The 15,813-nt window shown below is 47.0% G+C and carries 12 protein-coding genes; 5 read left to right on the forward strand and 7 right to left on the reverse strand.

Annotation, left to right across the window (positions count from 1 at the left end; translation table 11 throughout):
- Positions 1-102: 102 nt before the first annotated feature.
- Entirely contained in the window at positions 103-642 is a 540-nt protein-coding gene (locus B853_RS23245; protein WP_050568940.1) for an RNA-binding S4 domain-containing protein, read from the reverse strand.
- A gap of 126 nt (positions 643-768) precedes the next feature.
- Between B853_RS23245 and B853_RS23250 the strand changes: the two genes are divergently transcribed.
- Positions 769-1,662: an endonuclease/exonuclease/phosphatase family protein gene (locus B853_RS23250; RefSeq protein WP_128827026.1), complete on the forward strand. Its 894-nt coding sequence runs from the start codon at positions 769-771 to the stop codon at positions 1,660-1,662.
- Positions 1,663-1,711: 49 nt separating this feature from the next.
- Here B853_RS23250 and cra read toward each other — a convergent pair whose 3' ends face one another.
- A complete protein-coding gene (cra, locus tag B853_RS23255; RefSeq protein ID WP_038884008.1) occupies positions 1,712-2,707 on the reverse strand; it encodes a catabolite repressor/activator in 996 nt (331 codons plus the stop codon).
- Between the two features lie 416 nt (positions 2,708-3,123).
- Here cra and fruB point away from each other — a divergent pair, with 416 nt between their 5' ends.
- Genes fruB through fruA form a run of 3 tightly spaced genes read left to right on the forward strand, consistent with a single transcriptional unit; the run spans position 3,124 to position 7,008 of the window.
- Entirely contained in the window at positions 3,124-4,257 is a 1,134-nt protein-coding gene (gene fruB, locus B853_RS23260; RefSeq protein ID WP_038884006.1) for a fused PTS fructose transporter subunit IIA/HPr protein, read from the forward strand.
- Positions 4,258-4,268: 11 nt separating this feature from the next.
- Positions 4,269-5,243, forward strand: a complete 975-nt coding sequence (pfkB, locus tag B853_RS23265) for a 1-phosphofructokinase (protein ID WP_038884005.1) — start codon at positions 4,269-4,271, stop codon at positions 5,241-5,243.
- 19 nt (positions 5,244-5,262) lie between these two features.
- Positions 5,263-7,008, forward strand: coding sequence for a PTS fructose transporter subunit IIBC (gene fruA / locus B853_RS23270; RefSeq protein WP_038884003.1), 1,746 nt, complete (start codon positions 5,263-5,265; stop codon positions 7,006-7,008).
- A gap of 215 nt (positions 7,009-7,223) precedes the next feature.
- Here the strand turns inward: fruA and B853_RS23275 are convergent, their stop codons facing one another.
- From B853_RS23275 to B853_RS23290, 4 genes are all read right to left on the reverse strand, one after another.
- Positions 7,224-7,937 carry a hypothetical protein gene (locus B853_RS23275; RefSeq protein WP_010451963.1) on the reverse strand — a complete coding sequence of 238 codons (714 nt, stop codon included), beginning with the start codon at positions 7,935-7,937 and terminating at the stop codon, positions 7,224-7,226.
- 254 nt (positions 7,938-8,191) lie between these two features.
- The gene (locus tag B853_RS23280) at positions 8,192-11,251 is read right to left on the reverse strand and encodes an efflux RND transporter permease subunit (RefSeq protein WP_010451965.1); all 3,060 of its coding nucleotides are present in this window, start codon (positions 11,249-11,251) and stop codon (positions 8,192-8,194) included.
- Positions 11,251-12,312 carry an efflux RND transporter periplasmic adaptor subunit gene (locus tag B853_RS23285; protein ID WP_038884002.1) on the reverse strand — a complete coding sequence of 354 codons (1,062 nt, stop codon included), beginning with the start codon at positions 12,310-12,312 and terminating at the stop codon, positions 11,251-11,253. Before B853_RS23285 ends, B853_RS23280 begins: the two co-directional genes overlap by 1 nt.
- Positions 12,312-13,385 (reverse strand): efflux RND transporter periplasmic adaptor subunit, encoded by a 1,074-nt coding sequence (locus B853_RS23290; protein ID WP_038884000.1) that lies wholly within the window; start codon positions 13,383-13,385, stop codon positions 12,312-12,314. The genes B853_RS23285 and B853_RS23290 overlap by 1 nt, the downstream gene beginning before the upstream one ends.
- Positions 13,386-13,548: 163 nt before the next feature.
- On the opposite strand from B853_RS23290, the gene B853_RS23295 reads away from it, so the two are divergent.
- On the forward strand, positions 13,549-14,274 hold the full coding sequence (locus tag B853_RS23295) for a TetR/AcrR family transcriptional regulator (protein ID WP_038883999.1): 726 nt from the start codon (positions 13,549-13,551) through the stop codon (positions 14,272-14,274).
- 235 nt (positions 14,275-14,509) lie between these two features.
- On the opposite strand, the gene gcvT is transcribed toward B853_RS23295, so the two are convergent.
- Entirely contained in the window at positions 14,510-15,628 is a 1,119-nt protein-coding gene (gcvT, locus tag B853_RS23300; RefSeq protein ID WP_038883997.1) for a glycine cleavage system aminomethyltransferase GcvT, read from the reverse strand.
- Positions 15,629-15,813: the final 185 nt, after the last annotated feature.

Genomic DNA, 15,813 nt, shown 5'->3' on the forward strand with positions numbered 1-15,813 from the left:
AAGATACAGATTGAATCGTTTTAGATACAAAAGCGCCGCCTAGGTTACTCACCAAGGCGGCGCTTTTCTGTTTACGTCGATTTTAATATCGAAAGGAAACGCTTAGAAGAAGTCGATGGAGTTACGACCACTCTTAGGATCGCGAACCGCTTGAGGCTTGTCCGCTTTCTTACCTTTCTTAGCTGACTGCGACAGCGCTTCTTGCTGAGCTTTACGCTCTTTGTGTGCCGCTTTACGACCCGTCGATTTAGGGCCCTTAACGTTCGCTTTCTCGTTCTTTTTCGAGCGAGACTTTTCTTTACGTGCCGCTTGCGCTTCTTTCTTCGCCTTCTTCTCTGCCTTTTGCTCTGCAGTTTCTGGCTCAGTCACTGGCGCATCACACACAACGACATAATATTCTTGGTTGAACTCAAAGAAATCACCGTCGTACATTTTACGACGTTTACGCGTTTCTAGCTCACCATTTACCGCTACGTAACCTTCTTCGATGATGTGTTTTGCTTCACCACCGCCACTCACCAAGTTTGCGATTTTGAAAAGCTTGTACAGCTCAATTGGGTGCGCGTCAACGTCGATACCGATCGCTTCGATCTCAATCTCTTCGCCTTCTAAATACTCTTCGTGTTCGTAATCTTGGGTCATGTTCATTACTCATTTTTCTTGATGAACGGAGTTTAAACGGAATGCGTACAAATAGAAACGTGATCTTCACTCAACTTGTCCAATTGGGTATATACTCACCCAATAACTCCTTGAACGAGCGATATTTTGTCTAATAAGAACCACATTACCTTTGCCAGCGCCAACCTGTTTAACTTTATTGCTCCACCTGGTGCTTATTATGATTTCGAGAACATCTACTCACTCGATGATTGGCACGACAAACTCGCTTGGACCAAATCGCAATTCGAACAGCTCGATCCTGATGTCATTGGCTTACAAGAGGTATTTAGCATAGAAGAGACCAAAGCCTTCTTTGCCGAAATAGGTTACGAGTACTTTGCCACGGTCGACACGCCACATATCGAAGGCGATTACATCTACTCTCGCCCTGTTGTCGCTGTCGCCTCGCGCTTTCCGATTGAAAGCTTTGAAGCGGTTACATTCGATGAAGAGACGCTAAATGCCTTTGGTGAAATTGACGCGCCAACTTTCAGCCGCAAACCCGTTCGCGCCTGCATTGTTCACCCTATCATTGGTCATATCTCTGTGTACGTCACACATTTGAAGTCACAACGCCCTGCAGACTCAGGTACACCGGAACAAGCAAGCCGACCGATTGCCCGCTGGCTGTCAACGCAACAACGCGGTTGGGAAGCAGCAATGCTGCGCGACGCCATGCAAAGGCAGTACGCATTGATTCCAACGCCGACAGTATTAATGGGGGACATGAACCAAGCCATCACACCAACGAGCGTTAACAATGTTTTGACCGAGCATTACGGTGACGGCGTCACTGATTTGCAACTCAGCGATGGTTGGGAGTTACAAATGTCACCGTCGCTAGAGTCACGACCGGCGACACACTACCATTTTGCCAAAGGAAACGTGTTGGATTACATCTTACTGTCGCAGGAGTTTGATGCGCACGCCGATGTATCAATAGCGGAAGTAACAGACTACCAAGTGCTGGATTCGCACTTAATCAATCCATCGTTGTAGAGAGATAAGAACGCCAGCGACCACGCGTTTGTGGCGCTGACGGTAGAAATTAAGCTTTAGCGTCGGTGTGACGCTTTACAATCTTACGCGGAATTAACTCTACACCCGCTTTATATCGTTTCGCTGAAGCGTTAAGTGCAAGCTCCATTGCGCTGTCGGCAATCAGCTCAAATTGCTGTGGTAGCGAGTTGATTTTGATTGGCAGGAAGTCCAGTAAGCGGTTATCACCAAAGGTGGCCAAACGTACTTTGCCCATCAGTTCTGGCTTTTCTAACATCACGTCCAACACGCCTTCCAATAAAGTGTAAGACATGGTCACTACCGCATCAGGTAGTTGGTCTTTTGCAATCCACTCTTCCAGCACTTTCTTGCCTTCCTCACGAGAGAAGTGCTGGCCATAACCCACAAGCACCTTTTTCCCCTCTTGCTGGCAAGCAGAACGGAAACCCAGTTCACGCTCTTTAGAAACTTGAAGCTCTTCCAATGCGCCAATCAAACCGATGGATTCAATTTCCGAAGACAGCACCGATTCGGTAAGTTCAAATGCCGCATCGAAATCTTCACTGATCACACAGCAAAAGTGTTCATCATCCATAGGGCGGTCGAGTGCGATAACTGGCGTGCCCGAGTTTTGCAGCTTTAAGTAATACTCACTGGCTGCTGGCATACTGCTCGCCACAAACAACGCATCAATGCGGCGGCTAACCAGCGCTTCCGCAACCTTCTCTTCAGTTTGTGGATTGTCATCTGAGCAACCAATTAGAATCTGATAACCCGCTTTGCGCGAGTTCTGCTCAATCAGCTTTGCTAAACGTGCGTAACTGGTGTTCTCTAAATCAGGAATGATTAATCCGAACGAGCGTGAATTGCCTGCCCGCAGTGAAGACGCGGCGTGATCCGGCTTGTAGTTGTATTGCTCGACTACCGCCATCACTTTCTTTTGGGTCTTCTCGCTAATGCGGTACTTCTGCGCCTTTCCGTTAATCACATAGCTTGCTGTGGTCTTAGAAACCCCAGCCAATTTTGCTATCTCATCCAGTGTCATATCGTAAGCCTTATTCTGTGCGCAGGATCATATTAATACATCAATGATCCTTCGATAAGTTGAATTATATGCTGAACCGATTCAGTATAAAAGCTGAAAGGATTCAGCAAAACTCAAAAATTGACGAGAATCACCAAAATCACCCATTGCAGACTCGCTTTTCGAAGCTATAGACACAATAAAGCAATGATTGATTACCCTATGATTTTAAAAACGGTTTCGCTGAATGCTTTAAAAATTTGCCCAATTGCTGAATCGATTCAGTTCATTGTTAAGCAGCTTATATTGATAAGCATACTGCGTAGCAAGAGATACACCGGGTCAGCAAACAACAGATAAACGGCGTTACGCATAGATAAGCGCACTGCGTAACCAAGATGAATTAGAAATAGATACCTTAAGGCTGGAGAAGCACCATGCTTAAGCTAAGTAAGAACGACATTACCCTATCTCAATCCGCTACAGATAAGTTTGAAGCGATCAAAAACATCGCTCAAAGCCTGGCAGACAAAGGTCTGGTTGAACAAGGCTATGTAGAAGGCATGCTAAACCGTGAAAACCAAAACTCAACATTCTTGGGTAACGGTATTGCGATCCCACATGGAACAACCGATACACGTTCAATGGTGAAAACCACTGGCGTTGCGGTTCACCACTTCCCAGAAGGCGTTGAATGGGGTGACGGCAATAGAGTATTCGTTGCTATCGGTATCGCAGCAAAATCCGATGAACACTTAGGCATTCTTAAGCAGCTAACCAAAGTACTGGGTGCGGACGGTGTTGAAGCGCGTCTACGTGATGCGAAAAGTGAAGACGATATCATCGCCCTACTTCATGGTGATGTTCAACTCGAAGCGGATTTCGATGCATCTTTGATTCAGCTTCAGTTTCCTGCAAGCGACATGGTTCAAATGAGCGCGGTTGCGGGCGGCCTACTTAAAAACACAGGTTGTGCTGGTACAGAGTTTGTAGCTGACCTAGTAACGAAAACACCGACGCACCTTGGCCAAGGGCTATGGCTAGTTGGTAGCGATAAGCGAGTCACTCGCACTGGTGTTGCTTTTGTGTCAACCGCCAACTTCTGCGAGTTTGAAGGCGAGAAAGTTCGTGCTCTAGTCGCTTTTGCTGCTTGCAACAACGCACATCAATCTATCTTAAGCACAATTTCTAAGCTTGTGTTTAACAATGAACACAACAAACTACTTGATGCGTCTGCTGAACAGATTCTTGCGCTATTCAAAGGCGAAGAAATGGCTACAGAAGCGGCTGAAGATGGCAATACAGCGGTCTTCAAGATCAAGAATGCTCACGGCCTACACGCTCGTCCAGGTGCAATGCTGGTTGCTGAAGCGAAGAAATTCGAATCGAACATTCGAGTAGCAAACCTTGACGGTGATGGCAAAGCGGTAAATGCGAAGAGCCTAATGAAAGTTATCGCACTTGGCGTGAAACACGGCCACCAGCTTCAATTCTCTGCTGAAGGCCCAGATGCAGAGCTGGCAATTGAGTCTATCGGTAAAGCGATCGCTTCTGGTCTTGGTGAAGGTTAAGGAGCGCGAGAATGACCGAATTGAAAACAAACAAAGTCGTTACCATCACGCTTAACCCAGCCCTTGATCTAACTGGCTCATTGGACTCGCTAAAAGTAGGTTCAGTTAGCCTTGTAGAAAAGAGCAACCTGCATGCAGCAGGCAAAGGCGTAAACGTGGCGAAGGTACTGAGTGACCTAGGCGCAGACGTGACCGTGACAGGCTTTCTTGGCAAAGACAACCCAGAACTATTCCACCAGCTTTTCGACGACATCAAAGTGAAAAACGAATTTGTTGAAGTCGAAGGCGCAACGCGTATTAACGTGAAATTGGTTGAAGCCGATGGCCAAGTCAGCGACATCAACTTCCCTGGTGTTCAAGTAACGGCAGAAGAAATTGAGCGCTTTGAGCAAACCCTATTCCGCCTTGCAGAAACACACGATTACTTCGTACTTGCTGGCAGCCTACCAGGCGGCGTAACCGCAGAGCAATGTGCGGCGTGGATTGAAAAGCTACATCAGCAAGGCAAAAAAGTACTGTTCGATAGCAGCAAAGCAGCGTTGCGTGCAGGTATCGACGCGCACCCTTGGTTGATCAAACCAAACGACGAAGAGCTAAGCGATTTCGTTGGTGAGCACCTAACCACACCAGAGCAATGCCAAGCAGCAGCGCAAACGCTAAGCGATAAAGGCATTGAGAACATCGTGGTTTCTATGGGTGCAGACGGCGTGATGTGGCTTAACCAAGGTGAATGGCTGCGTGCCCAACCACCACGAATGAATGTAGTTAGCACCGTTGGCGCCGGCGATACGCTTGTCGCGGGCTTGTGCTGGGGTCACATGCAAGTGATGCCGAAAAACGATTTACTGCGCTTCGCTACAGCGCTTTCTGCCCTAGCAGTGAGCCAAGTTGGCGTTGGCCTAACCAGTCAGGAAGAACTGGAGAACATCAAGCTCCAAACGCAAGTAAGCGAGCTTTACCCTAATACGAACTTAGACAAAAACTAAGGAACAGAAGGTTATCAGTATGAATATTGCCATTATTACAGCTTGTCCAAGCGGTGTTGCGAACAGCATCATAGCGGCAGGCCTACTAGAACAAGCAGCGGCGAAGCTGGGTTGGAACGCTAAGATTGAATGCCAATCAAACATCGTTGAACCAACGCTACTGACAGATGCTGACATTGAACAAGCAGAAGCGATCGTAATTGCGGCTAACACTCCAGTTGATACTTCTCGTTTCGTAGGTAAAAAAGTCTACCAAGCAGATATCAGCACCGTTGCAAAAGACGCAATGGCTTTCCTACAGACTGCGGTTGAAAACTCAGCAACACTAGAGCAAGCAACCACAGTTACGGCACAAGTAGCAGCACCAGCAGAAAGCGCGTCAGCAACGAAGAAGATTGTTGCGATCACAGCATGTCCTACAGGCGTTGCACACACCTTCATGGCAGCAGAAGCACTAGAAGAAGAAGGCAAACGTCGTGGTCACCAAATCAAAGTGGAAACGCGTGGCTCAGTAGGGGCAAAAAACCAACTGACTGACCAAGAAATCGCAGACGCAGATTTAGTGATCATCGCAGCCGATATCGAAGTGCCTCTAGACCGCTTCAACGGCAAGAAGATGTACCGCACTAAGACTGGTCCAGCTCTAAAGAAAACGGCTGAAGAGATGGACAAAGCGTTTGAACAAGCAAGTGTATACCAACACTCTGGCTCTTCTAGCGCATCATCAGCAGCAGAAGAGAAGAAAGGCGCATACAAACACCTAATGACAGGTGTATCGCACATGCTTCCTGTTGTGGTTGCAGGTGGTTTGATCATCGCCCTATCCTTCGTATTTGGTATCGAAGCGTTTAAAGAAGAAGGCACGCTGGCAGCAGCACTGATGAACATCGGTGGTGGGTCTGCATTCGCATTGATGATTCCAGTACTTGCTGGTTACATCGCCTTCTCTATCGCTGACCGCCCGGGTCTGGCTCCGGGTCTAGTTGGCGGTATGCTTGCTAGCTCAACTGGCGCAGGTTTCCTTGGTGGTATCGCAGCAGGTTTCATTGCCGGTTACGCAGCGAAGTTCCTTGCTGACAAAGTGAAACTGCCACAATCGATGGAAGCGCTTAAACCGATTCTGATCATCCCATTTGTGGCAACCTTGTTCACGGGTCTGGTGATGATTTACATCGTAGGTGGTCCGGTTTCGGGCATCATGAACGGCCTAACTGACTTCCTAAACAACATGGGTTCTGACAGCGCAGTTCTACTGGGTATTATCCTTGGCGCAATGATGTGTTTCGACCTTGGTGGTCCAGTAAACAAAGCCGCTTACGCATTCGGTGTGGGTCTATTGGCTTCGCAAACTTACGCACCAATGGCGGCAATCATGGCAGCAGGTATGGTTCCGGCACTTGGTATGGGCCTTGCGACATTCCTTGCTAAGAACAAGTTTGAGCAAAGCGAGCGTGAAGCGGGTAAAGCATCATTCGTTCTTGGTCTGTGCTTTATCTCTGAAGGTGCAATCCCATTCGCAGCGAAAGATCCAATGCGTGTAATCCCATCATGTATGGCTGGTGGCGCACTAACAGGTGCTCTATCTATGCTGTTTGGCGCAAAACTAATGGCACCACACGGTGGTCTATTCGTACTGCTAATCCCTAACGCAATCTCTCCAGTACTGATGTACTTGGTAGCAATTGCAGCAGGTACAGCGGTAACAGGCTTCACTTACGCGTTCCTAAAGAACAAATCAGAAGCGAAACAACAAGCTGCAGCTTAATCGCAAACAGCGATTAAATAACAGTTAACAATGCCTCCCTCGATTTGGCATTCGACACCTCCCTCTAGCCTCGGCTTTGGGAGGTGTTTTTTATTGTGCCCTAGTAACCTCGAAAGCCTTGCGAAAACAAACACCATATCGCGTACATGAGCACCTAAAACAAAGGGCGAACGCTTATAATAAGTGTTCGCCCTTTTCTTGTTTAACAAGTCGATTTATTGCATCGGTACCGATTCGATATCCACATCCCCACTGTCGATATTGACCGTGGCCTGATACACACTGTGTGGGTCTCCATAATGCTTAAACGTGAAGTGGTATATATTTGCTGGCGTCCAGATCTCTTTATCATCCGCAGGCAAAATATCATAACCATCTTGTTGGTACAGCTCTGTCGCCATTACATAAGCAATAGCAGCCTGTACATTGGTATCACGATCAACCTTAGGCTCTAACGACGGATTACTTGGGTAAGACTCACCATTAAAGCTCATTTGGCGGTATGCACCGTTACTCCACACAATAAAGTCTTGCCAACCATTGCTGAAGCTGTCTGCTAATACCACAGGTGTTCTGGTCACCGACATACGATTGATCACCTTGCCACTGTTATCGAACATGTAGGCAGCGCAACCACCACTTCCGCAGAAGTAACGATCTTGAAGAAGGACAAAGTGCTCTGCTGAACCATCGCTGTTCAAATCAGCAGACCCAGTCATGTATCGGATCTTGTCAGTCTCCAAAGAAAGCCCCTGCGGCATCAAAACGCTTTGGTCAATCCAAGTTGCAATGGTCGCTGCATCGGCGCTTTTTACCTCTACAGACGCTTGAGAGTCAGCATTATCGGTAGAAATGCCGTCTGTAGAAGAACAGCCAATAAGCGTTAGTGAACCTAAAAGGAAGAGTCCTTGTAATCCGCGATTGTTCATTTGCGTTCGCTCTTATATTGAAGAATTAACATAAGTATACCCATGATTGCTCAATCGCTTGTAAGAAAATCATAAAAATCAGCAAGGTGTGCATCAAATCACCAGCCCTCCTTTTCGACTTTACCTTTTTCTCGTGTCTTTCTTCTTCCTCTCGTATCTCGATTCTCGTCCCTATACGCCAAGATCAAAAAAGCCCTGAGGAAAGTCCCCAGGGCTAGGCAGGAATCTGACAATAATAAAAGCCAGGAAGTCCCTTATGCAGTGGTTGGTTTGATCTTAAACAGAATTGCAAACATGACTGGGACAACAATCAACGTTAGCACTGTAGCAAAACCAAGGCCTGCCATAATCGTAATTGCCATTGAGCCAAAGAACGCATCGAACACCAATGGAATCATACCCAGGATCGTTGTTAGTGCTGCCATGCTTACTGGACGTACGCGGCTAATTGCACTGTCAACAATCGCTAAGTAAGGATCCTTGCCCGACTCTAGCTCAAGGTTGATTTGGTCTAGAAGTACGATACCGTTTTTCAGAATCATACCGCTCAAACTCAATAAACCAAGGAACGCGGTAAAGCTGAATGGCATGTTAGTGGTTAACAAACCAAACGAAACACCGATAATTGATAGCGGAACCGTAAACCAAATAACCAGTGGCTTCTTAAGTGAGTTAAACAGCAGCATCGTAATGATGAACATCAACAAGTAACCCATCGGCAACGAACCAAACAGACCTTCTTGTGCATCTTTCGATGATTCGTATTCACCGCCCCACGTAATTTCGTAGCCTTCAGGAATGTGCAGCGCCATTACTTTCGGTTGTACACGTGCAAACAAGCTTGCCGCGGTATCGTCACTCAGCACATCGTGGTCAGCCAGTACCGTTAGAGTACGCTTACGGTCACGACGTTGGATCAACGGCTCTTCCCAATCTAGCTTCACACCATCAATTACTTGATCTACCGGGATGTACGTTTGTAGAGACGGACTCCAGATATTCACGTTCTGCAGTGACTCAAAGTCCACACGTTCTGCTTCTGGCAAACGAGTAACGATAGGCAGCGTGTGGGTACCATCACGTAGGAAGCCAAGTGCACTACCGCCAAACGCCATCTGTAGCGTGCTTGAAAGATCTTCTTTTGAGATACCCAAGCGACGTGCTTTTGATTCGTTAAATACCGGCACTAACTCTTTGGTGCGCTCACGCCAGTCATGGCGAATGTTACGAGCACCTGGGTCGGTATGCAAAATGTCTTCTACTTGCACCGCTAAGTCACGCAGCACTTGTGGATCCGGGCCAGTAATACGCGCTTCAATCTTAGATGCTGGCGACGGGCCGAATTCCATCAGTTTGAACTGAAACGTTGGCTTATCAAACGTCTTCGCTAGGCTGTCATCCAACTTATGTAGAAGCTTGAACATGTTCTCACGGTCGGTGGTACGAACTTGGAACTGCGCGTAGGCTTCATAGCTCTTCTCTGGTTGATAAGTCAGAGCAAAACGTTGCAGACCTTGACCAATCGATACGGATACAAAGTCGATATCATCTTGAGTGCGAATGTAGCTTTCAACTTCTTCCGCTTTCTTTATTGTCTCGCGAATATCCGTGCCTTCTGGCATCCACATATCAACGTAGAACATCGGCGTGTTTGAAGGTGGGAAGAACTGTTGCTTCACACTGCCAAACGAAACCACTGCGCCAACAAGTAATGCCACCATACCTGCTACCGTCAACCAACGGAAACGCAGCGCCAGTTTAAGAGACGCACCGAACGCCACGAACAACCAACCTTTGTACGGGTCTTCGTCTTCAGCATCTGCGCCTTTGTCTTCCTCTTTCAATAGAAGATCCGCTAAGAATGGCGTTAGCGTAATCGCCGTAATCCAGCTCAAGAATAGCGAGAAACACAGTACCCAGAACAGAGAACCCATGAACTCACCAGTTGCATCTTGTGACAGACCGATAGGCGCAAACGCGGTAATAGCAATGACTGTCGCACCAAGTAGCGGCCACTGAGTTTGCTTCACGATATCTGTTGCGGCTTGAACTTTGGTTCGTCCCTTCTTAAGGCCAACCAATATCCCCTCCACAACCACGATGGCGTTGTCCACCAACATACCGAGCGCAATGATCAACGCACCAAGGGAAATACGGTGCAGCTCAATGTTGTTGTAGTTCATCAAGATGAAGGTACCGAATACCGTCAATAGAAGAACCAAGCCAATGATCACGCCACTGCGTAGACCCATGGTAAACAGCAACACGATAATTACGATCGCAACCGCTTCTGCCAAACTAATAACGAACGCTTTTACAGAGTCATCTACTTCTTGCGATTGGTTGTAGAAGTAGTTCATATCAAGCCCTGCAGGTTTAATACTCTCAAGGCTTGCTAGTTCCGCTTCAATACGTTGACCGACTTCTACCACGTTTACGCCAGAAGCAAACGAAATACCGATGTTAATCGCTTTCTTGCCGTTGTACAGCAGCACATTGCCTGGTTTTTCTTGAATGCCACGGCTAATGGTCGCCACGTCTTTCAAGCGAATCAGGTTACCCGTATCGCGACCATGAATGATCAGGTTTTCTAGTGCTTCTACGGTGTTTAATGTACCGCTTGGGCGAATAATAAGGCTCTCGCCGTTTACCATCACCTCACCAGCAGAAACCACGTTGTTCTGTTGGTTGAGCAAACCCGAAATCACATTCATGTCGAGGTTCAGAGCCGCCAAACGATCCAATGAAATCTCAACAAACAACATCTCTTGTTGGTCACCCGCGATGTCCACTTTACCCACGCCATCGATCAGCTCAAGCTCACGCGTCAGTTGGTCTGCGTAACGTTTCAGTTCTACATAATCGTAGTCATCACCCGTTAGCATCAGCATCACGCCGTACACATCACCAAAGTCATCAATGATTTGCAGAGATTGAACGCCTTGCGGCAAAGTTGGTTGCAGATCGTTGATTTTACGACGCATTTCATCCCAGATTTGCGGCAGTTCATCCGGACCGTAGTCCATCTTCATGCTCACCATAATCTGCGACATACCACTTGAAGACGTTGACGTGATCTTATCAATGTACGGCAGCTTACGAATCTCTTTTTCAAGCGGATACGTTAGCTCTTCTTCTACCTCTTTAGACGTTGCACCTGGGTAGGTTGCAATCACCATCGCATCTTTAATGGTAAATGCTGGGTCTTCCAATCGACCTAGTTCTAGGAACGACGTCACACCGCCGACCGCTAGAATAACGATGAACAGCCAGCTGATGACTTTGTTCTTAATTGAGTATTCAGCAATGCTCATTATTGTTGTTTCTCCACCACATCCACATGCTTACCTTCGCGCAGTTTGCGTAAGCTGGAATTCACTAATACATCGCCTTGAGCAACACCTGATGACACAATCGCACCTTCGCCATTCACTTGGTCGATGGTTACTTCCACTTTAGTGACGGCGTCACCATTTAATTTCCAAACAAAAAACTCACCAGTATGACTGCCTGCTTGAAGCGCCGTCATTGGAATGTTGTAACCGTCAATTGACGTAATGCCCGCTTCGACCATATCCACAGCAACGCTCACGCTGGTGCCCGGCAGAATCTCTTGTTCCGGTTGCGGCATGGTTAGGTACATTTGGTAAGTTTGTGTTTGTGCGTTCGGCTCACTGGTGTGCTCTAAATAATCTAACGGGTAAGATTTTGTATCACCCGAAAATGTCGCTTGAGGCTGGTAGCTCATGCTCTGAGTATTTGGATTCACCATTGCCAACACATTGTCTGATAGCTCGATACGAACATAGACTTTGTCGCTTTGATATAGGTTTAGAACTGGCTCACCAATCGCCACACGCTCAAAACGCTCTTTAAATACGTCAGAAACTTTGCCTGCAAACGGTGCAAACAGACGCGTGTAGTTCAGTTGGTTGGTTGCGTTGTAGAAGTTTGCTTCCGCCAGCTCTTTGTTCGCCGTTAGCTCATCCAACTCCGCTTTCGAAATCATTTGGCGGTTATGCAGTTCTTCACCGCGTTTAAGCTGACGAATCGCTAACGTATATTGCGCTTCTGCATCGTTTACCGCTTGCTTCTCTTTGCTGTCGTCCAGCTTAGCGATCATCTGGCCTTGTTTCACCGTGTCGCCTGCTTTGACTAACACGTGCTGCACTTCACCCGCACGGCGGAATGCAATTGGCGTTTGCTCGGCAGGAACGACCTGACCTTTAAATGTACGAAATTGGCTTTTCACAGGTACATCAACAGACACCGTCGAGACATACAGTGGCTGCTCTGCCACGACTTCATCCGTACTGTTACAACCCGTCAGTACTGCAAGCGCAATAGCAGATACTGTGAATAGTGAACGTTTCATTAGATACCTTCCTCACGAACCCAAGCTTTCACTACTTGGCCTTCTACTAGGCGCTCAACACCTGCGATGACAACGTAGTCATTGTTATCAAGACCAGACTCCACACCACCATTTGCATTTAGTGACAAGGTCACTTTATTCACCTGTTGTGTTTCACTGTCCATTACCCAAACCTCGCCTTGATTCGCATCTTTCGACACCCAAGCTGCATTTGGCAGCGTCATTGCGTTAGAAACGTTTTGCTTAGCGATGTGTACTTGACCCGTCATACCCGTCAGTAAGTTACGATCAGAAGGACGAGTAATCGTCACAATCGCTTCATAGCTGTTGGTATCGGCATTTGGTTGAGTCGAGATTTCTTTGAACTTACCTTGGATGCGATTGTTAGGCTCGCTGTCCATGGTGACCCACATTTCTGCGTCTTTCAGAGAGTTCAATGACACAGCTTCAGCGTAAGTCACTGGCAAAGTAAACGACACGTCCAAGGTGGTATTGTCGATCAAATTCAGGATTTCTTGTTTCGCCGCAACCACTTGGTATGGCTTCACATACGTATAAGACACCACACCATCGAACGGCGCATGAATTTCTGTGTAGCTTAAGTCGGTCTTCGCTTGTTCTAGGTTTGCTAATGCCGCTTTGTATTGCGTTTCTTGCTGGTCATAGCTATCAGCACTGATCAACTTCTTGTTGTACAGACTCTTCGAGCGTTCCCACTGAGTCTTAGCCAAAGAGTACTGTGCCTGTGACGCATCAAGCGCCAACTGCAAATCTTTAGGGTCTAGCGTTGCAAGCACATCGCCCTGCTTCACTTCTTCACCCATTCGCACGATCAACTTCTCAATCTCGCCACCTACCTGAAATGAAAGTTGAGCTCTGTAGGTTGCATCTATTCGTGCAAGGAATGCATCAGAATCGGCAACTGTCAGATCATTAACAGCAAGCAATTTCACAGGTTTGATTAATGGCTCGGACGGTTCTGATACGGCTTTGTTACACCCTGTCAGCATCGTAGCGAGGCTTAATGCCACCGCGGCTCCGACAAATGTGCGCTTTAGATATTGTTTTCGCACTGGCTTTCTCCATCGACTTAATATTTACTACACAGATGTGCAGTATAGGAGCAATAAAAAAATGATCAACATATTTTCCACGTGGATAATAAAATAATTAGGCAAATGGTGTGGTTTCTGGTAAAAATAGGCGCGTTGATTAATATTCGGGAAAATTCGAACTATGACAGAAAGAAAGCAAGGCCGTAGAAGTGCTGAAGCCGCTGAGCAAACTAAGTGTCTTATTCTTAGAGTTGCGGCGGATATGTTCTGTGAGTTGGGGTACGAACGCGTCTCGCTTCGCAACATCAGTGAAAAGGCTGGTGTCTCCCATAGTTTGATTCGCCACCACTTCGGCAGCAAAGAAAAGATCTGGCAAGCAGTGAGTGATGCCATGGATGAATTCATGCAAGGCTACATGGCGCAGTTGGTTGACGAAATGCCAGCAAACACCCCGTCTAATCAGAAAATCTACCTATTTATGGTAAGGATGTTGGCCTTTGCGCTCAAACACCCGCATCCAATCCAGATGATTGCCGATGCAATCCGCCATGGCGACGATGCATTACTGCAATACTTCCTTAAATCAAAAGATGAGTTCGCGGCCATCTTTACCGAGCTATTTGCCGAGTACAACGTTGAGTACCCTGAGCATCAAATCGACCAGTGGGAATCAAAATGGCAAATGCTGGTATTCGCACACGGGGCAATCAGTTTAACCCCGATGATGCAAGAAACATGGCCAGAAGATGCAAACAATCGCGAAAAAATGCTGCTTAATCATTGGGAGTTATTCAACACCATCATGGCGAACCAGTTCAGCGTGAATAAAGAAGACATGATCCACCCAAGTGAATTGAGCGAAATCGTAACGCAAATGTGCTGCCCGATTGAAGAACTCACTGCATAAGCAAGTTACTCAATAGAACATAAAAAATGCCGAGCACTAAGCTCGGCATTTTTGTTTGTACTGGTCGTTTCAGAGAGAAAACTAAATGGAACCTACTTCATAGTTACTTATTCCTAAACGCAACACTGTAGTTATACAGCGCGTGGGAGGTAGATTCCTAATCTCGCCTAGTTTTACCTAGTCTCGTTGGAATAACGAGCCTTATTTAACTCTCTAAATCAATAAATTAGCTAAATTAACCACGGTAGTAGCGTTGCGGTACGAATGGCATTTTCTCTACCGTCATTGGTAGTTTTTTGCCACGTACTTCTGCAAACAGCTCAGTACCAATCGCCGCAAGATCTGCGCGTACATAACCCATTGATACTGGCTTACCTGCGTTAGGGCCTGCTGTACCACTGGTTACCACACCAATCTTGTTACCTTCTGCATCAAACAGCTCTGCACCTTCACGTACTGGCGCTTTCGTTTGACCAACTAGGCCGATACGCTTACGGACAACATCTTTCGTTTCGATCTGCTTAAGAATGATGCCTGCACCAGGGAAGCCACCCGCACGCTCACCGTCTGCACGGCGCACTTTTTGAATGCCCCATAGTAGGCTTGCTTCAACAGGAGTCGTCGTTGTATCTAGGTCGTGACCGTATAGGCACAAACCACACTCAAGACGAAGTGAGTCACGAGCACCAAGGCCGATCCACTCTACTTCTTCTTCACCTGTTAGGTTACGAGCAAGCTCTTCTGCTTTATCTGCAGGTACAGAGATTTCGTAACCATCTTCGCCCGTGTAACCACTACGAGAAACAATGCACTCAACGCCAAGTAGCTCTACTTTACGAACGTCCATAAACAGCATCTCAGCTACTTCAGGAGCAAAACGCGCAAGCACTTCTGCCGCTTTAGGGCCTTGAATCGCAAGCAGTGCACGATCATCAATGATTTCTAGCTCAATGCCAGATGGAAGGTGCGCTTGAAGGTGGGCAATGTCTTGTTCTTTACATGCAGCGTTTACAACCACAAACAAATGATCGCCAAGGTTAGCCACCATCAAGTCATCCATGATGCCGCCCTGCTCGTTAGTAAAGAAAGCGTAACGTTGCTTGCCTGCGCCTAGGTCAACAATATCCACTGGAACCAGAGTTTCTAGGAATGCAGCTGCACCGTCACCAATCAAACGAAGTTGACCCATGTGAGAAACATCGAACAGACCTGCTGCATCACGTGTGTGTAAGTGTTCTTTCTTTACGCCTAGTGGGTATTGAACTGGCATGTCGTAACCCGCGAACGGGACCATCTTTGCGCCTACTTCAACATGAAGTGCATGCAGTGGTGTTTTCAGAAGTTCTTGAGTCATTTTCGTCTCCATTTAGATAGACCCGAGAATGCTGTCGGCATTCGCATCGAATAATGTTTCCAATAATAAACACGCTTGATTCAATTTTGCACGAACAAGACATCGCTCGACTTTCAAAAGTGTGACTTTTAACATTTTAATCACAATAAAACGCACAAAAAAGGCGCTCTATTGAGTGAGATGTC

Source organism: Vibrio rotiferianus CAIM 577 = LMG 21460, assembly GCF_002741985.1.
Classification (GTDB): domain Bacteria; phylum Pseudomonadota; class Gammaproteobacteria; order Enterobacterales; family Vibrionaceae; genus Vibrio; species Vibrio rotiferianus.